Genomic DNA, 17,465 nt, shown 5'->3' on the forward strand with positions numbered 1-17,465 from the left:
TCTCACGAGGCCCCCGCGGTCGGGGGCGGCACCGTGATCTGACACCGTTGCCATTGCCCCACCGCTACGCGGACGTTTCCCCCGTGTAACCCGTGCCGCGCGGGTGATCGCGGCGCACGGGTCGGTGGCCCGTCCGCGCCCCGGGGCACCCTGCGCCCTGCGCGGCTGGGCGGGCTGCCCGCGCCCCGCCGCGGTGGTGCCGCTCAGGTGAGCGCGAGCCGCATGACGACCCGCGGGAACCCGGCGAGCGTCGAGGTCGTGTCCGCTGCCTTGGTGAAGCCCGCCCGCTCGAAGAGGGCCCGGGTGCCGGCCGAGGCGAGGGTCGTGTCGACGCGCGCACCGTCGTTGTCCACGGGGTAGCCCTCGATCGCCGGGGCGCCCTGGCTGCGGGCGTACTCGACGGCGCCGACCAGCAGGTCCGACGCGACTCCGCGGCGCCGCCGTCCCGCGCGGACCTTGAAGCAGAAGACCGTCCACACGGCCAGGTCGTCGACGTGCGGGATCCGTGCGCTCCGGGCGTACGCGGCGAGCTCGTGCCGGGGTGCGAGGCCGAGCCAGCCGACCACCTCTCCGGCGTCGTCGTAGGCGAGGATCCCCGGGGCGGGGGTCGCCGCGCACAGCTGCCCGAGGCGCGCGGCGCGCTCGTCCCTCGTCATGGGGCCGTGCTCGCTCAGGGGCAGGCGGTAGGACAGGCACCAGCAGCCGGTCGCCTCGGCGCTCTTCGGGGCGAGGGCCGTGCGGACGTCGTCGAAGACCGCCGTGGTGGCGGGCGCGGTGCGGTACGTCACCGCCGGAATCCTGTCACAGGAGCTCACGCCGGTAGCCCGCCGCGACGGCGGCCGCCCGGTCGGCCGCGCCGAGCTTGGCGAAGACGTGCTGCAGGTGGGCCTTGACGGTGGCCTCGCCGATGAACAGGGCCGCGCCGATCTGGCGGTTGGTGCGCCCGGCGGCGACGAGGCGGAGCACGTCGAGCTCCCGCGCGCTGAGGGGCGTCTCCGCCGGCGACGCGTCGAGGACGTGCCTCACCGAGGGGGCGAGGACGGGGGACCCCGCGTCGGGTGGCGCGCACCGCGGCGACGACCGCCTCCCGCGAGGCGTCCTTGAGGAGGTAGCCCCGGGCGCCGGCCGCGAGGGCGGCGCGGACGTCGTCGTCCGTGTCGTACGTCGTCAGGACGAGCACCTCGATGCCCGGGTGCTCCGCGCGGACGGCGCGGACGAGGGCGACCCCGCCGCGCCCAGGCATGCGCAGGTCGGTGACGACGACGTCGACGGCCCGGGCGCGCAGGACGGCCAGCGCGTCCTCGGCGGTGCTCGCCTCGGCGACGACGACGAGGTCGGCCTCGCCCTCGATCTGCCCACGCAGCCCGTCGCGGACGACGGGATGGTCGTCCACGAGGAGGATCCGGACCGGCTCCACGCTCACGGGGTGCGACTGTCCTGCGCGGCGAGCGGCACCGTGACGGTGAGGGTGGTCCCACGCCCGGGCGCGCTGTCGACGTCGAGGTGGCCGCCGACCCCGGCAGCCCGCGCCGCCATGAGCGGCAGGCCGTGGCCGCCGCCGTCGCCTGCCGGGACGGGCACGACGAAGCCGTCGCCGTCGTCGGTGACGTCGAGGGCGACCGACTCCCCGAGGTAGGACAGCGTCACGTGCGCGGAACCGGCGCCCGCGTGACGGCCGGTGTTCGTCAGCGCCTCCTGTGCGGCGCGCAGCAGCGCGTCCTCGACCGCCTCCGGCAGCGGCACCACGGTCCCGCTGACCTCGAGGGCGGCGGGCAGCCCGCTCGTGCGCTCGAACCCGCGGACGAGGTCCGCCAGCCCCGCCGGGAGAGACGCGTCGCCCAGACGACCCGGCCGCAGCGCGTGCACGGACCGGCGTGCCTCCTGCAGGGTCTCCCGCGCGACGGCGGTCGCGAGCTCGACCCGGCCGCTCAGGGGGTGGTCGGCACCGAGCTGGGCGTCGAGGGCCTGCAGCTGGGTGAGGACACCCGCCAGGCCGGCCGCGAGGGTGTCGTGGATCTCGCCTGCCAGGCGGGACCGCTCGGTCGCGACGCCCGCCTCGCGGGCCTCGGCAACGAGCCGGTCCCGGAGCGCGACGTTCTGGGCCAGTGCCCGCTCGAGGTCGGCCTGGGTGCGTGCGAGGTCGTCCATCGCGGCGCGGCGCTGGCTCGTCTCGCTCTCCAGCGCGCGGATGGACCCGCCCGCCGCCGCGGCAAGCGCACCGCCGGCGAGGGTGACGACGACGTTCTGGCCGGACCGGGTGAGCAGGCCGGGGCCGAGCAGCATGACCGCCGTCGTGAGAGCCACCCCCGCGTACGCCCACGCCCCCGGGAGGGCGACGAACGCGAGGGGGAAGCACACGAGGTAGAGGGCGAAGAAGGTGAAGGACAGGTGGAGCAGGAACGCCGTGAGGGCGACCATGCCGGCGAGGTAGACCGCCATGGGTGCGAGGGCCGCCTCGAGCCACGAGCGGTGCATGAGTGCCCACCACGTGTGCCACGCGGCGACGGCGAGGACCGCGGCCACGCACCACGGCACCTCGGCGGCGGTGAGGCCCCCGGCCGCCCACGTGAGCGCCGAGGAGAACACGAGGAGCCCGTACGGCAGCGCCAGCCAGAACCCGTCGACCTGCCTGGCGCGGACCGGCTCGATGACCCGGGCGCCCATCATCCGATGGTGGCACGCCGCCGCACCGGGCGGGTGCGTTCTCGTGCGAGGTGGCGCAGGAGCACCTCGGCCGGTCCCCGGCGTCCCCGCCGCGCCGCCGCGTCCGCGGCCACGACCGTCGCCGCCCAGGTGCCGAGCGCCAGGAGCGACGCCCCGGCGGTCCCGAGCGTGGCGCCCCAGCCGAGCGACCAGGCAGGCAGGAGCGCGGCGAAGACGACGCTCTGGGCGAGGTAGCAGCTGAGCGAGCGCGCGCCGGTCGCCCGCAGCGCCTCGACGACCCGGGGAAGGGGGCGGCCGTCCCGGCGGGTCTGGAGGCGGTCCGCCGCGAGGGTCATGAGCGCGGCGTACCCGAGGCCGCCGAGGACCCCGGTGACGACGTGGACCGCGGAGGCCGCGACGAGGACGGGGGAGGGCGGTGCCCAGACGTGGGCCGTGGCAAGCGCCATGCCGACGCCGCCGAGCAGCCCGGCCGTCGTCCCGATGACGGCGGTGCGGCGCAGCAGCGCCCGGTGGGTGAGCGGACGCTCGACGACCCTCCGGCGCGCGGCCCACACGCCCACGAGCATCGGGCTCAGCACGGCGAGCAGCCCGACCGGCGTCATCACCCACTCCAGGAGGCGCCACCCCGCCGCCTCCACCGGGTCCGCGATCGCGAAGGACCAGAGGTACGTCCGCTGGGTCCGCACCTGCGGGTCGGCGTACACCATGCCCTGCGCTGTCCCGGCCACGGCGAGCCAGGCTGCGGCGAGGACGAGCAGCGTCCGGTCCCGCAGGCGCAGCCCCCCGGCCAGCACGAGCCCGAGCAGCCCGTACCAGCCGAGCACGTCACCCGAGAACGCGGCGAGCGCATGGATCAGCCCGACGGCGAGGAGCGCCCACGACCGGCGACGCAGGGCCGCCCGGACCCGCGCGGCGTCGGCGCCACGGTCGCGTTCGCGCTTCGCCGCCGTGACGAGGCCGTACCCGACGAGAGCGGCGAACATGGGGTAGGCGCGGGCGTCCACCGCCGTGACGAGGACCGCGGTCACCGCCCTGTCGACGGCGCCGTCCTCGACGACGTGCTGCCGCAGGCCGTAGGGGCGGTCGTGGAGGTAGATCATGACGTTGGCGACCGCGATGAGGGCGAGCATGGCGCCGCGCGCGAGGTCGGGCGCGAGGAGGCGCCCCGCGGTGCCGGGTCCGCTGCTGCCTGCCGGTCCTCGGACGTCTGTCCCCATGCCGCCACGCTAGGAAGGGCGGCCGGCGCCGACCATCCACCGATCGGTGGACCCCGCCCCGCGCCGTAGGCTCGCCGCCGGAAAGGGGTGGGGATGACGATCCACGTGGGCACGTCGGGGTGGAGCTACGACCACTGGGCGGGGGTGCTCTATCCCGAGGGCATGCATGCGCGGGACCGCCTCGGCCGGTACGTCGAGGCCTTCGGGACCGTCGAGCTCAACGCGAGCTTCTACCGCTGGCCGCGCGAGGCGACGTTCGCGAGCTGGCGCCGGCGCACGCCGGAGGGGTTCGTCCTGTCCGTCAAGGCGCCGCGGGGCCTGACTCACGCGAAGAAGCTCTACGCGCCCGAGCGGTGGGCGGAGCGCATCGCCGGGTCCTGGCACGAGCTGGGGCAGACGCGGGGGGTGCTGCTCGTCCAGCTGGGGCCGCAGCAGGAGCGTGACGACGCGCGCCTCGACTACTTCCTCGGCCGGCTGCCGTGGTGGGTACGGGTGGCCGTCGAGCTGCGTCACCCGAGCTGGCACGACGATGCCGTCTACGCGCTCCTCGAGCGGCACGGCGCCGCGTACTGCGTCATGAGCGGCGCGGGCCTGCCGTGCGTGCTGCGGGCGACGGCACCGTTCGTCTACGTGCGCCTGCACGGCCCCGACCACGACCACCTCTACGGCGGCTCGTACGCCGAGGACGACCTGCGCTGGTGGGCGGACCGCATGCATGAGTGGGAGGCCGGCGGCCGTGAGGTCTTCGCCTACTTCAACAACGACGGCGGGGGGAACGCGGTCCGCAACGCCTGGCGGCTGCGCGAGCTGCTGGGGCGCTGAGGACGCCGGTCCGGCGAGGGGCGTGCGTCGTCGGAGCGCTCAGGAGCTCGTGAGGACGACGAGCTGCTGGGTCGCCCGGGTCATGGCGACGTAGCGGTCGACCGCTCCCTCGACGCCCGTCCCGAACCGCTCGGGGTCGACGAGGACGACGAGGTCGAACTCGAGGCCCTTCGCGAGCTCCGGGGTGAGCGAGCGGACGCGCGGCGTGGGGGTGAACGTCTGATCGCCGATGACGCACGCCGTCCCGTCGGCGTGCTCGGCGAGCCACCCGTCGAGGACGCGTCCAAGGTTCGAGGCGCGGCCGTGGACGACGGGCACGCCGCTGCTGCGGACGGAGGTCGGCACGTTGGCGTCGGGCAGCACGTCCCTGATGACCTTCTCGGCCTCCGCCATGACCTCGCTGGGCGTGCGGTAGCTGATGCTGAGGGAGGCCACGCTGACCCGGGTGAGACCGACGCGTTCGAGCCGCTCCTGCCACGACTCCGGGAACCCGTGCCGCGCCTGGGCGCGGTCACCGACGATCGTGAGGCTCCGTGACGGGCAGCGGGCGAGCAGCATCTGCCACTCCGCGTCCGTCAGCTCCTGCGCCTCGTCGACGACGACGTGCGCGAAGGGGCCACCGAGGAGGTCCGGGTCGGTCCGGGGGAGCGGGGCGTCGTCGGCGAGGGCGGCGCGCAGGTCCTGGCCGCGAAGCATCGACATGACGCCCATCTCGGAGTCGTCGTGCGCGATGAGGTCGTCGACGACGTCGGCCATGCGAGCGCGCTCCGCGGCGGCCGCCGCCTCCTGGCGCCGTCGCCGGAGCGACGCGCCAGGGTCGCCGAGCAGCCGCCGGGCCGCGTCCAGGAGCGGCAGGTCGGCGACGGTCCAGGCGCTCGGGTCCGCGCGCTGCAGCACGGCGATCTCCTCGGGCGCGAGCCAGGGTGCGCACCGGCGGAGGTAGGCGGGGACGGACCAGAGGTCCCCGACGACGTCGGTCGCCTCAAGGAGGGGCCAGGCGCGCCCGAAGGCGCGGACGAGCTCAGGGTTCTCGGCGAGCGACCGGCGGAGCGTGGCGTCCGCGTCCTCCTCGGCGCGCCCGTACGCGTCGAACGCCTCGCCGTCACCGTCGCCGCGGGCGTCGTCGTCGAGATCGATGTCGTCGCCGTCGGGGTCGTCCCGTTCGTCCGTGAGCTTGTCGAGGAGGATGTCGAGGAGCGCCGCCCACACCTGGTCGCGCGCCTCGTTGTGGGGCGTGCCGAGCTCGGCCGCGGCGAACGCCTCGGCCCAGTCCGCGGCGTCGAGCCGGATGTCCGCCCAGGGGGTCTCGACCGTCATGCCCCGCTCCGGCGGCTCCTCGTAGAGCCGGACGGCCGGCGTGAGGGCCCCGACCATGCCGGCCGACGCCTTGAGGCGCGCCACCTCCGGGTCGGGCTCGGGGACGGCGGTGGCTCCCTCCAGGACGAGGTCGCGCAGCGTGCACGTCTGCACGCCCTCCTCGCCGAGGCTCGGCAGGACGTCGGCGACGTAGGCGAGGTAGGGCTCGTGGGGCCCGACGAACAGCACGCCGCCCCGGCGGTGGCCGAGGCGTGGATCGGCGTAGAGGAGGTAGGCGGTCCGGTGCAGGGCGACGACGGTCTTGCCCGTCCCCGGGCCGCCGTCGACGACGAGCGCGCCCTCGGACCCCGCGCGGACGACGGCGTCCTGGTCGGCCTGGATGGTGCCCAGCACGTCGCGCATCCGCGGCGACCGGCTGGCACCGAGACTGGCGATGAACGCGGACTGGTCGTCGAGCGCCGCGTGCCCGGTGAGCCCGTCGGCCGTGAACACCTCGTCCCAGTAGTCGGTGACCCGGCCCTGGGTCCAGCGGTACCGGCGGCGGCTTGCCAGACCCATCGGGTTCGCGTGGGTCGCCCCGAAGAACGGCTCGGCCGCCGGGGAGCGCCAGTCGACGAGCAGCTGGCGACCGTCGTGGTCGGTGAGGCCGAGTCGTCCGATGTACGAGGGCTCGGGACGGTCCGTGCCGACAATGCGTCCCAGGCACAGGTCCAGGCTGAAGCGGCGCAGCACGCGCAGCCGCGCCGCCAGCCGGTGGATCTCCAGGTCCCTCTCCATCGCCTGGCCACCTGGGCCGGCGGGTGCCTTCCGCTCGACGGCGAGGCGGTCGGACAGGTCGATGATCGACTGCGCGAGGTGCTCGGCGACGGCCGCGAAGTGCTCCTCGTCGTCCCCGATCAAGGCGGGGCTGCGCTTTGCGGCGAGCCGGTGGGGAAGGTGGAACGCGCTGGTGGTGCGAGGGCTCACGTCGTCAGCTCCAGGGCAGGTCGCGGGTGTAAGGCGTGATTCTGCGCCGCTACCTGGGCCTTGCCGCAAGGCCCCCCACGCGCTATACCTTGGAAGCGGCAGGGACGTCGGCGCTGGCGCCCGCCGGTACGTGTCCGTCGACGACTACGAGCTCGTGGCGACGAGCAAGGGAAACCCGGTCGCCGCGTTCGCCCCGTTGCTGACCCAGGCGCGGGACGTCGTCCCCGCGCCGCGCGCGACGGGGTGCGGGCCGGGCCGCCTGGGCGGACGTGCTCGAGGCGCTGTGCGTGAGCGCCGCCCTGCCGTTGGCGGTCTGTGCCGCTGGCCTCGTCCCCTGGATCCGCGCGCTCGTCGCCTGAGCGTCGGCGGCATGATCCGCCGTCGGGGGCAGATGGTGGTCGCAGTCCTGCCGTTGTGAGCGTGGGTCGTTAGGGTCGGGCGCACGTCGCAACCGGCACACTGGCCACGGCGAGGACGACATCGCACCAGCGGAAGGATCACGCGCATGGTGATGCAGAGGCGCCCACCGGAACCTGAGGTGAGTCGCGGCACGCGGCCGGACGGCCGTGGCGTCCGGCGGGCGGGGTGGATCGCCGCCGTCGCCGTGGTCCTCGGTGCCTGCGGCGCGCCGGCGCCCGAGGAGGTCATCACGGACGGAGCACCGGCCCAGGACGGCCGGTGGTGCGCCGTGCTCACGGACGAGGAGGTCGGCACCCTCGTCGGCGAGGACCAGGTGGGCCGGGTCCTGCAGGTCGGCGAGCTGGAGCGCAGCGCGTCATATGTGAAGGAGTGCGGCGTGCGGTGGGCCGACGGTGCGGACTACGTGGGCGTCGCGACAGCCCGGTGGGTGCACGCAAGGGAGCCGTACGGGGGAGATTTCGTCTTCCGGCAGGTCCTGCCCGTGCTCGGGGAGGACGCGCAGCGCGTGGCGGACGGGACGACCGTCGAGCTGGGCGACGGGGTCTTCCGCCGGGACGACGAGCTGTTCGTGTGGACCGTCCTCGAGCCGGGGGACGGGGAGGCCCCGCAGATCGCCGAGATGAGCCTGAGCATCCACGACCGGCTGCCCGGGGCACTCTCAGACGAGGACCTCGCGCAGACCGGTGAGCGGATGCTCGGCATGACGCCCGGGATGGTCGACTGGACCGGGCAGGCCCGCCCGTTGGGGACCGAGGACCTGACGGCGCTGCTGGACGGCGCCGAGGCGGCCGGGGCGATCGGTCCGTGGCGCGGCCACCGGTCAGGTGAGGGCTGAGATGGTCGCACGACGCCGAGTCGCCGTCGGGCTCGCGGTGCTCACGCTGACGGCGTGCACCTCGCAGCCGCCGGTCGAGGACGTCATTGCCCGCGGCCGCGTGCCGCAGGGCGACGCGTGGTGCCGCCATGCTCACCACCGAGGGAGGAGGTCGTCGCCCTGGGGGAGCGCCTGCGCGACCTGACGACCGAGGTGCACCAGTGCGCCGAGGAGGTGCTCCCGCTCGGCGCCGATGACGCGGATCTCCTCATCGAGCGCGCCCGCGGCGCGACCTGACCCGAGCGGGGCCTCACCCCCTCATGATCATGCGGAAGTGCCGCCCGTGAGCGGAGGGACCAGAGCGAGGACGTGCTGAGTCCGCTCGGCGGCGGCGACCCGGGGGCCGCTCCCGACGTGCACGCCCGGGAGTGTCCGGGCAGGCGCACGGCCACGCAGGCGGTACTCTGTGCGCGGACGGGCGACCAGCCATCCGTGTCGGACGGCTCGTCATCCCGGGCGGTGCTCGGCTCGTGATCGAGAGCCGAGGGGCTCTCATCCGTGGGTGCTCGTCCGGGTCCAGCCTGCCGATCTCTCGCAGGTCCGCTGGACCGGTCCGCAGCCGCGGACCGTCCAGCCCGGGCCGGGCGGCCTCAGTCGTCCGGTCACGACGCCGCGCGTGGTACGCCACCGCGGTGAACGGTCGAACACTCCGGAGGAGGAGTCAGTGGCTCGTCGAGCCCAGCGCCCATCGAGCGCGCGCCCAGCGGCGACGCGTCAGCAGCGCCGTCCCCGCACGCACGACAACGAGGGGATCATCCCGGTGCTCGCACGGGTGGTCCGCGAGGTCGAGTCGGCCGTCCAGCGCGGCCGCACGGCGCCGTCGGTCAAGACCAAGTTCCAGGTCATCGCGCTCCTCGTGCGCGAGGAGCGCGCCCGCCTCAAGGCGGACACCGCCATGGCCGAGGCCAAGCGCAGCGCCGAGCTCAAGCGGCTCGACGGCATCGCGACGATCCTCGCGACGACGGCGGTGCGTGAGTCCTCCCTCTTCGACCTCCTCGGCGACGACGCCGTCGTCTCGCCCCAGGCGCGCGAGCTGCGGCGCGAGCTCCTCGCCGACGCCGGCATCGACGTCGAGCCGGACCCCGTCGCGCCCCCCGACGCCACGGTGAGCACGCCGCAGAACGAGCGCCGGGTCGTCCCGCAGTCCGTCATCTCCCGCCAGCTCGCGAACCCGTTCCTCGAGCCGGACTACTCCGCGGCGCCGCGGCGCAAGGCACTGCCGCGCCGCCTGGCCGGCTGGGAGCTCATCGAGCCGCTCCTGCGGTCCTTCGATTACGGCGGGGCCGCTTCCTGCATGGAGCTGCCTGACGCCTCAGCGGCGTATGTGCGCAGCGACCGGGAACTCATGCCGCACCAGGCGCGCGTCGTCGCGGCCGCCGCGGCCGGGCACCGCACGTTTCTCCTCGCCGACGAGCCGGGCCTGGGCAAGACGGCGCAGGCGCTGCTCGCCGCGCAGGCCGCGAACGCCTACCCGCTCCTCGTCGTCGTCCCCAACGTCGTCAAGACGAACTGGGCGCGCGAGGCGGCCATGTGGACGCCGGGCCGCCGGGCCACGGTCGTCCACGGTGACGGGGACACGATCGACGGCTTCGCGGACATCATCGTCGTCAACTACGAGGTGCTCGACCGGCACGTCGGTTGGCTCGGTGACCTCGGGTTGCGCGGGATGGTCGTCGACGAGGCGCACTACATCAAGAACAAGAAGTCCCAGCGCTCCCGGCACGTCCTCCACCTCTCCGAGCGGATCCGCGAGCGGACCGTCAACCCGCTCCTCATGGCGCTCACCGGCACCCCGCTCATCAACGACATCGAGGACTTCACCGCGATCTGGGAGTTCCTCGGCTGGATCGACGACGAGAAGCCGCTCGGCGCGCTCATGGAGGCCCTCGAGGAGATCGGGCTGACCCCGGCGGACCGCGGGTTCTACGCCGCTGCCCGGACGGCCGTCATCGAGCAGGGCATCGTCCGCCGGCGCAAGATCGACGTCGCCGCGGACATCCCCGCACGCCGGGTCGCCGACGTCTTCGTCGAGCTTGACGACGAGGCGGGCCGGTCCATCCGCGCGGCGGAGCGCGAGCTCGCCCGCCGCCTCGTCTCCCGCTACGAGAAGGCCCTCGCCTCGCGCCACGCCGGCGTCCGGCACGAGGGCATCGATCACGAGCTCGTCCGCCAGGTCGCCGGCTGGGAGCGGAACGGGACGTCCGCGAAGAAGACCGACGAGAACGTCTTCACGATGATGCGCCGGATCGGCCAGGCCAAGGCGGACCTCGCGGCGGACTACGCCGCCCAGCTCGCTCGCAGCGTCGGCAAGGTCGTCTTCTTCGCCAAGCACATCGACGTCATGGACGCCGCCGAGGAGACCTTCGCCAAGCGCGGCATCCGGTACGCCTCCATCCGCGGCGACCAGAGCGCGACGGGCCGGCAGAAGCAGATCGACGCCTTCATGAACGACCCCGAGGTGGCGATCGTCGTCTGCTCGCTCACTGCCGCGGGTGTCGGGCTCAACCTCCAGGTCGCCTCGAACATGGTCCTCGCCGAGCTCTCGTGGACCGACGCCGAGCAGACCCAGGCGATCGACCGCATCCACCGCATCGGGCAGGAGGAGCCGGTCACCGCGTGGCGCATCATCGCCGCCCAGACGATCGACACGCGGATCGCCGAGCTCATCGACTCCAAGGCCGGGCTCGCGGCGCGCGCGCTCGACGGGTCCGACGAGGAGATCGCGGCGACGGCGGACGTCCAGCTCGAGGCGCTCGTCACCCTCCTCACCGACGCGCTGTCCGAACGGGCGGTCTCCTAGCGGGCACGCGCGCCGCGGTCGGCGTCAGGCGGGCACGACGTCGGCGCGGTACCGCTCGAGCAGGTCGACCAGCTCGCGCGGGCGGGCGAGCGGGATGACGTGGCCGGCATCGAGCTCGTCCGCGACGAGGCCGAGCCGCTCGCGGGCGAGCCGGCGCTGGAGGTCCGGCGGGAAGAGCCGGTCCCGTGTGCCGATGACGACGCGGGTGGGCACGTCCGGCCACGCGGCGAGCGGCCACGGCGCCGCGAACGGCGTCCCCGACTGCCCGCGCTCGCCGCGCGCGACGGCCTCCCGGACGACGTCGCGCGGGACGTCGTGGAGGAACGTCGCGATCTCGTCCTCCCCGTCGAGGTCGCGGCCCTCGCTCACCGCGAAGGCGCGCGCGGCGGCGTCCTGGCCTGTCGCCTCCCACCACTGGCCGGCGGACTCACCGGGCGAGGGGATCATCGGCGCGGTGAGGACGAGCAGCGTCGTCGGCACCCGGCCCACGACGAGCGGGGCGGTGAACGCGGCCATGGACTGGGCGACGAGCACGACGTCGCGCCGCCGCCCGACCGCGTCCACGGTGGCGTCCGCGTACTCCGCGATGCCCGCGGCGTCGTCGTCGACGGGCAGGTCCGGCGCGACGACGTCGTGGCCGAGCGCGGTGAGGAGCGGGGCGACGCGGTGCCACTGCCAGGCGTCACCACCTGCTCCGTGGAGGAGGACGTACGTGGCCATGACGCGACCCTACGCGCCGGCCGGGCGGCCGGGGCGCTAGCCTGCCACTCCAGCGCACGCCGTCCGCGCAGGGACGAGGGGGCGCGCCCGACCCGATGCCGCGAGGAGTGCCGCCGTGCCCAGGATGGGTCGTGACCTGGTCGGGTGCTGGACCGCGGAGGCGTTCCGGGGCGAGGCGACGGACTGGGTACGCAGCGTCCTCGGCCCGCAGGGCCGCGCGCTGCGCGGCACGCTCGTCCCGCACCGCGTCCGGTTCTGGGCGGCCGTCCTCGTGGGGGAGACCGACGAGGGACGGGTGTGGTTCAAGGCGACGAACATCGGCCAGGGGTTCGAGGTGCCGTTGCTCGCACGCCTGGGCGCGCTCGTCCCGGACCACGTCGTGCGCCCGCTCGCCGTCGAGCCCGCCCGCGGCTGGCTCCTCCTGCCCGACGGCGGCCCGACCCTTCGTGAGCGTGGAGAGGTGACGGTGGCCGACTGGGAGGGCCTCGTCGCCCAGGCGGCGCGGATGCAGGTGGCCCTCGTGCCCCACGAGGACGAGCTCGCCGAGGCAGGCCTGCCCGGGCTCCCGCCGCAGGACGCCTACGCCTACGCCGTCGACCTCGTCGCGGAGCTCGCCTCCCGGCCGGTGGGCGACCCGCAGCACGTCCCCGCGGACGAGGCCCGGCTGCTCCGGCGGGGCCTCGAGCGGATCCGCAGCCGGCTCAGCGACCTCGCGGCCTCCGGCGTGCCGCTGTCGCTCCAGCCGAACGACGTGAGCCTGAGCAATACCGTCCGTGGCCGCGGCGCGGAGCGCTTCCGCTTCTTCGACCTCGGCGACGGCGTGTGGTCCCACCCGTTCGCCGCGCTGCAGGTCCCCGTGCGCCTCGCGACCGGCGCGTGGTCCTCCCCGCCGGCCGCGGGCAGCCCGACCGCCGACCGGCTCGTCCGGGCCTACGCCGAGCAGTGGCCGCAGGTCCGTCCGGGCGCGGACCTCGACCGCCTCGTCGACACCGCTGACCGGCTGGCGAGCCTCCACCGCTGCGAGTCGTGGCGCCGCCTCCTCGTCCACGTCGACCCCGACCGCCTCGGCACGCCGACCCCGCGGCTCGCGGACTGGCTCGCGGACGCGGCCCGGGGGTGACCGGGGCGCCTGCTCGGGGCCCCGGGCACGGTCGGGACGCGGCCGGCGACCGGCTCAGGCGGCTTCGAAGGCGGACAGCTCGGCGTAGACGATGTAGCGGAACTCGCTCGAGTCCCACGGGTGGCAGGAGACGAGCGTGAGGAGCCGCCCGACCGGGTCCTCGCCGCCGGTGGCGGGGTTGGGCTCGACGACGCGGACCTGGTCCGGGGTGACGATCTCCGTGCCAGAGACGGCGTACGTGTACGTGCCGAGGTCCGTCGTCACGAGGAGCTCGTCACCGAGCTCAAGCGTGTCGATCTGCGCGAGCGGGCGCGAGGCGTCCGTCCGGTGGCCGGCGAGGGCGAAGTTGCCCTCCTGACCGGGCATCTCGCTCCACGGGAAGCGGCCCATGCCCATCGTGTCGAGGATGTGGTCCGTGATCCCCTCGGTGATCGGCACCTCGTAGTCCTCGCCCCAGCGCGGCACGCGCAGCGACGCGACGCGGACGCCCTCCTCGGCGGGCCTGTCCGCCACGGGGACGTCGACGAGGGAGTCCACGGCCGGCCACGCGACCGGCGTGACCACCTTGACCTGCTCGACCGGGGCCTTGGCGAGCGTCGCGGACACTCGGCTCACGCCGTCGGCCGCACCGCACGCTCCGAGCGCGAGGACGGCGGCGGCGAGGGCAGCGGCGGCCGCGGCGGCGCGCGGGGGAGTCCGGCGGTTCGTCATCGCACCTGCCCTTCGGGGCGTCGGGTCGTTCCGGCGGTGGAAGCCGTGCGTCGGAGGTCCTGCGCGGCGGGCGTTCCACCCCAGCATGCCCCCGGGCACGGTGCGTGCGCCACCCCCGGCGGACGGGGGCACGGGACGCACCGGCCGGCAGGGGTCAGGACACCTTGCCCTTGAGGAGGCTGTGCCAGTACACGAGCGGCTCGAGGTAGCGGTCGAAAAGGAACGTCGCGGGTCGCGGGCGGGTGAGGTCGATGAGCCGCGTCGTCGGCTCGGGCCGGCCGTGCCGGTCGAACTCACCGAGGAGGAGCCGGCGGCGGGTCGTCGTCACGGGCGCGACGGAGTAGCCGCTGTAGGAGCGCATCGCGCCGCCCGAGCGCCGGGCCGCGATGTTGTCGGCGACGACGGGGACCTGCTTGCGCAGGGCGCCACCGGAGGGCAGGGCGTCCGCGGCGGCGACGTCGCCGAGGCCCCACACCCGCGGGTGCGTGCGGTGCTGGAGCGTGAGCGGGTCGACGGCCATGAAGCCACGGGTGCCGGGGGCGTCGAGGCCGCTGGCGGCGACCCAGTCGGGCGCCCGGTGGGGCGGGGTGAGGTGGAGGGCGTCGTAGGTGAGGTCCTCGTCCTGCCCGCCCGAGCGGACCCGGGCGACGCGGCAGGCGGGGTCGACGGCGGCGAGCGTCGTGGCGTAGCGGACGTCGACGCCGTAGCTCTCGGCGGTTGCGCGGAGCTCGCGGTCGGCCTTGTCCTCGTCGACGAGCCGGTCGCCCTCGACGAGCAGGACGATCTCGACGTCGTCGAGGACCCCCGTCCGCGTCCAGTGGTCCGCGGCCATGAAGAGCGGCTTGAGGGCGACGGGCGCGCAGGGGACCTGCCACTGGGACAGCGTGAACACCGCGCGCCCGCGGGTGAGCGAGGAGAGCATCTCCCACGTCGCCGGCGCGAGCTCGACGTCGTAGTTCGTCGACGCGGCGGGGGTGGCGACCGCCTCGCGCGCGCCGGGGATCGCGGCCCAGTCGATCTGCGAGCCCGGGCACACGACGACGTCCTCGTACGTCAGCTCCTCGCCGCGGGACAGGCGCACGACCGAGGCTTCGGCGTCGATCGCGACGGCCCGGTCGGCGTACCAGCGGCACCCCGCCGGGATGACGTCCGCCTCGGGCCGGCTCAGCTCCTCCAGCGTCGCCAGCCCGGAGCCGACGTAGGAGAGCATCGGCCGGTAGTGGTGGACGCGTGCGGGCTCGATGACCGCCACGTCGCGGCAGCCCTCGCGCCGGAGCTTGGCCGCGAGCGAGATGCCGGCGTTGCCGCCCCCGACGATGACGACGTCGTGGTGATAGCGGGCTTCCATGGGTGCGCTCCCGGTCCGTCGGCGGTGTGACGCCGTTCACGGTACGGGCGTGCACGCGCCCCCGCCCTTCGGGTCCGGGCTCCCCGGGGGCCGGGGGGGCGCCCGCTGACGGACCGGTCCGCGCGCGTGCCGGCGCGGACGACTATGTTCGGTGACTCGGCGGGCCGGTGACCACGCGCGGCCCCGACGAGAGGTGAGGCGCGCACGATGACGACCAGCCTGGGCTGGACCAGCACACCCATCACCGCGGAGCTCCTGCGCGGGGCCCTCGAGCTCGAGCCCACCGAGCACGGCGTCCTGCCCCACCGGCTGCCGGCGTGGGCGCGCGCGCAGTGCCCCGACCCGCAGCTCCTCCTCGCCGAGTCCCAGCCGGCCGGGGTGCGCGTCGCCGTCCGCACGCGGGCGACGGCGATCGAGCTCGACACCCTGGCCACCCGGCGGTCGTTCGCCGGCGCCCCGCCCCGGCCGGACGGCGTCTACGACCTCCTCGTCGACGGCGAGCTCGTGGCTCAGGCCGTCGCCGACGGCGCCACGACGATCGCCATCGACATGACGACCGGTGCCGTCGACCACCGGCCCGGAGCGCTCGGCACGCTGCGGTTCGAGGGGCTCCCGGACCGGGAGAAGGACATCGAGATCTGGCTCCCGCACAACGAGACGACGGAGCTCGGGATGCTGCGGGCCGACGCCGCCGTCGGGCCGGTACCGGATAGCGGCCGGCCGGTGTGGCTCCACCACGGCAGCTCGATCAGCGCCGGATCGAACGCGACGAGCTCGACCGCGACGTGGACGGCGCTGGCCGCGGCACGGGGCGGCGTCGAGCTGATCAACCTCGGGCTGAGCGGCAGTGCCCTGCTCGACCCGTTCACCGCGCGAACGATGCGAGAGGTGCCCGCGGACCTGCTCAGCGTCGAGATCGGGATCAACCTCGTGACGGCCGACGTCATGCGTCTGCGGGCGTTCGGCCCCGCGGTGCACGGCTTCCTCGACACCCTGCGCGAGGGGCACCCGGACGCGCCGCTGCTCGTCCTGGCCCCGCTGTACTGCCGGATCTTCGAGGACACGCCGGGACCCGGCGGGTTCGACGTCGAGGCGCTCGGTGCCGGGCGGCTCGCGTTCCGGGCGACCGGCGACCCCGCCGAGGTCAGCGGCGGGAAGCTGACGCTCGCCGTCGTCCGCGACGAGCTCGCCCGGGTCGTCACCGAGCGGGCGGACCCGAACCTCGCCTACCTCGACGGACGCGACCTCTACGGCGCCGAGGACTACGCCGAGCTGCCCCTGCCCGACGAGCTCCACCCGGACTCCGCCGCCCATGCGCGCATCGGTGAGCGCTTCGCCGAGCGGGCGTTCGGGCCCGGTGGTGCCCTCGTTGGCGGGACCCCGCGCTGACGGACCCGTCATCGCAGGGCCGGCGCCGCGCTCAGGCGCCGGCGTACGCCTCGAGCTCGGCGAGGTACTGGTCGCGCTCACGGCCGCTCAGCCAGGCCACGTCGAAGGAGTTGCGCGCGAGGCGGATCAGCTGCTCGCGGGTCAGGTCGACGTCGGCGGCGAGGCGCTCGTAGTTCTCGGCGACGTAGCCGCCGAAGTACGCCGGGTCGTCGGAGTTGATCGTCACCTTGATGCCTGCCTCGAGCAGCCCGACGATCTCCGTACCCTTCATCCCGTCGACGACCCACCCGTTGGAGATCGGGCAGCACGTGAGGCCGAGGCCGCGCTCCTTGATGGACTCGACGAGTGCCGGGCGCTCGAAGGCGTTGGACCCGTGGTCGACCCGGTCGACGCCGATGTCCTCGATCGCCTGGCGGATGTGCTCGTGCGTGTCGTCCTGGTCGATGTCGCAGTGCATCGTCAGGAGGTAGCCCTCGGCCCGGGCGCGGGCGAAGACCGCGGCAAACTTCGCCGGCGGGTTCCCCTTCTCGTCCGAGTCGAGGCCCACCCCGAGGATCCAGTCGCGGTAGGGGAGGGACTCCATGAGGGTGCTCATCGCGTGCTCGGCACTGAAGTCGCGCAGGAAGCAGAGGATGAGCTCGCCGTGGATGCCGAGGTCGCGGCGGGCGTCGACGAGGGCGCGGCGCAGGCCGCCCATGATCGTCGGGAACGGCACGCCGCGGGAGGTGTGCGCCTGGGGGTCGAAGAAGATCTCCGCGTAGCGGACGTTCTGGCTGGCGGCCTTCGTCAGGTAGGCCATGGCGAGGTCGTAGAAGTCGTCGGCGGTGAGGAGGACACGCATCGAGTCGTAGTAGACCGACAGGAACGACGGCAGGGAGTCGAAGCTGTACGAGGCCCGCACGTCCTCGGCGGTGGCGTGCTCGAGCGCGATGCCGTTGCGCTGGGCCAGCGCGAACGTCAGCTCCGGCTCGAGGGTCCCCTCGATGTGCAGGTGCAGCTCGGCCTTCGGCAGGCCGGCGATGAACTCGTGCAGGTGGGTCGTCGTCGTGCTGGCGCTCACGGGTGGTGCTCCCTCGGTCGTCCTCGTGCCGGGGGTG

Annotated in this window: 14 protein-coding genes and 1 pseudogene; 6 read left to right on the forward strand and 9 right to left on the reverse strand. The window is 74.7% G+C overall.

Annotation, left to right across the window (positions count from 1 at the left end; genetic code table 11):
- Positions 1-203: 203 nt before the first annotated feature.
- The 4 genes and pseudogenes from V2J63_RS08255 to V2J63_RS08275 form a co-directional block, all read right to left on the reverse strand.
- The gene (locus V2J63_RS08255) at positions 204-788 is read right to left on the reverse strand and encodes a GNAT family N-acetyltransferase (protein ID WP_331230546.1); all 585 of its coding nucleotides are present in this window, start codon (positions 786-788) and stop codon (positions 204-206) included.
- A gap of 13 nt (positions 789-801) precedes the next feature.
- A pseudogene (locus V2J63_RS15855) lies at positions 802-1,423 on the reverse strand (response regulator).
- The gene (locus V2J63_RS08270) at positions 1,420-2,664 is read right to left on the reverse strand and encodes a sensor histidine kinase (protein ID WP_331230548.1); all 1,245 of its coding nucleotides are present in this window, start codon (positions 2,662-2,664) and stop codon (positions 1,420-1,422) included. Before V2J63_RS08270 ends, V2J63_RS15855 begins: the two are co-directional and overlap by 4 nt.
- A complete protein-coding gene (locus V2J63_RS08275; RefSeq protein WP_331230549.1) occupies positions 2,664-3,881 on the reverse strand; it encodes a DUF418 domain-containing protein in 1,218 nt (405 codons plus the stop codon). The genes V2J63_RS08270 and V2J63_RS08275 overlap by 1 nt, the downstream gene beginning before the upstream one ends.
- Before the next feature lie 93 nt (positions 3,882-3,974).
- Here V2J63_RS08275 and V2J63_RS08280 point away from each other — a divergent pair, with 93 nt between their 5' ends.
- On the forward strand, positions 3,975-4,703 hold the full coding sequence (locus tag V2J63_RS08280; protein ID WP_331230550.1) for a DUF72 domain-containing protein: 729 nt from the start codon (positions 3,975-3,977) through the stop codon (positions 4,701-4,703).
- Positions 4,704-4,742: 39 nt separating this feature from the next.
- On the opposite strand, the gene helR is transcribed toward V2J63_RS08280, so the two are convergent.
- A complete protein-coding gene (gene helR / locus V2J63_RS08285; protein ID WP_331230551.1) occupies positions 4,743-6,986 on the reverse strand; it encodes an RNA polymerase recycling motor ATPase HelR in 2,244 nt (747 codons plus the stop codon).
- Between the two features lie 505 nt (positions 6,987-7,491).
- On the opposite strand from helR, the gene V2J63_RS08290 reads away from it, so the two are divergent.
- The 3 genes from V2J63_RS08290 to V2J63_RS08300 all read left to right on the forward strand — a co-directional run bounded on the left by V2J63_RS08290 (position 7,492) and on the right by V2J63_RS08300 (position 11,080).
- A complete protein-coding gene (locus V2J63_RS08290; RefSeq protein WP_331230552.1) occupies positions 7,492-8,241 on the forward strand; it encodes a hypothetical protein in 750 nt (249 codons plus the stop codon).
- Positions 8,242-8,358: 117 nt separating this feature from the next.
- Positions 8,359-8,517: a hypothetical protein gene (locus V2J63_RS08295; protein ID WP_331230553.1), complete on the forward strand. Its 159-nt coding sequence runs from the start codon at positions 8,359-8,361 to the stop codon at positions 8,515-8,517.
- Positions 8,518-8,944: 427 nt separating this feature from the next.
- Positions 8,945-11,080, forward strand: coding sequence for a DEAD/DEAH box helicase (locus V2J63_RS08300; RefSeq protein ID WP_331230554.1), 2,136 nt, complete (start codon positions 8,945-8,947; stop codon positions 11,078-11,080).
- 24 nt (positions 11,081-11,104) lie between these two features.
- Here V2J63_RS08300 and V2J63_RS08305 read toward each other — a convergent pair whose 3' ends face one another.
- Positions 11,105-11,800: an alpha/beta fold hydrolase gene (locus V2J63_RS08305; RefSeq protein ID WP_331230555.1), complete on the reverse strand. Its 696-nt coding sequence runs from the start codon at positions 11,798-11,800 to the stop codon at positions 11,105-11,107.
- Between the two features lie 115 nt (positions 11,801-11,915).
- On the opposite strand from V2J63_RS08305, the gene V2J63_RS08310 reads away from it, so the two are divergent.
- Complete coding sequence (locus V2J63_RS08310; RefSeq protein ID WP_331230556.1) at positions 11,916-12,920, forward strand: hypothetical protein; 1,005 nt, start codon at positions 11,916-11,918, stop codon at positions 12,918-12,920.
- Between the two features lie 54 nt (positions 12,921-12,974).
- Here the strand turns inward: V2J63_RS08310 and V2J63_RS08315 are convergent, their stop codons facing one another.
- Entirely contained in the window at positions 12,975-13,631 is a 657-nt protein-coding gene (locus tag V2J63_RS08315; RefSeq protein WP_331230557.1) for a sortase, read from the reverse strand.
- Positions 13,632-13,785: 154 nt separating this feature from the next.
- Complete coding sequence (locus tag V2J63_RS08320) at positions 13,786-14,979, reverse strand: NAD(P)/FAD-dependent oxidoreductase (RefSeq protein WP_331230558.1); 1,194 nt, start codon at positions 14,977-14,979, stop codon at positions 13,786-13,788.
- A gap of 207 nt (positions 14,980-15,186) precedes the next feature.
- Between V2J63_RS08320 and V2J63_RS08325 the strand changes: the two genes are divergently transcribed.
- Positions 15,187-16,368 (forward strand): GDSL-type esterase/lipase family protein, encoded by a 1,182-nt coding sequence (locus V2J63_RS08325; RefSeq protein ID WP_331230559.1) that lies wholly within the window; start codon positions 15,187-15,189, stop codon positions 16,366-16,368.
- Between the two features lie 31 nt (positions 16,369-16,399).
- Here V2J63_RS08325 and add read toward each other — a convergent pair whose 3' ends face one another.
- Positions 16,400-17,428, reverse strand: coding sequence for an adenosine deaminase (gene add, locus V2J63_RS08330; protein ID WP_331230560.1), 1,029 nt, complete (start codon positions 17,426-17,428; stop codon positions 16,400-16,402).
- Positions 17,429-17,465 lie beyond the last annotated feature (37 nt).

Origin of the sequence: Georgenia wangjunii (assembly GCF_036421975.1) — a bacterium.
GTDB lineage: Bacteria > Actinomycetota > Actinomycetes > Actinomycetales > Actinomycetaceae > Georgenia_A > Georgenia_A wangjunii.

Bases quoted from the DNA above. Each gene is read 5' to 3' on its own strand.
- V2J63_RS08280 (WP_331230550.1), top strand. From the start codon at position 3,975: ATGACGATCCACGTGGGCACGTCGGGGTGGAGCTACGACCACTGGGCG.
- V2J63_RS08305 (WP_331230555.1), bottom strand. From the start codon at position 11,800: ATGGCCACGTACGTCCTCCTCCACGGAGCAGGTGGTGACGCCTGGCAG.
- V2J63_RS08290 (WP_331230552.1), top strand. From the start codon at position 7,492: ATGGTGATGCAGAGGCGCCCACCGGAACCTGAGGTGAGTCGCGGCACG.
- V2J63_RS08275 (WP_331230549.1), bottom strand. From the start codon at position 3,881: ATGGGGACAGACGTCCGAGGACCGGCAGGCAGCAGCGGACCCGGCACC.
- V2J63_RS08320 (WP_331230558.1), bottom strand. From the start codon at position 14,979: ATGGAAGCCCGCTATCACCACGACGTCGTCATCGTCGGGGGCGGCAAC.
- V2J63_RS08315 (WP_331230557.1), bottom strand. From the start codon at position 13,631: ATGACGAACCGCCGGACTCCCCCGCGCGCCGCCGCGGCCGCCGCTGCC.
- V2J63_RS08270 (WP_331230548.1), bottom strand. From the start codon at position 2,664: ATGGGCGCCCGGGTCATCGAGCCGGTCCGCGCCAGGCAGGTCGACGGG.
- V2J63_RS08325 (WP_331230559.1), top strand. From the start codon at position 15,187: ATGACGACCAGCCTGGGCTGGACCAGCACACCCATCACCGCGGAGCTC.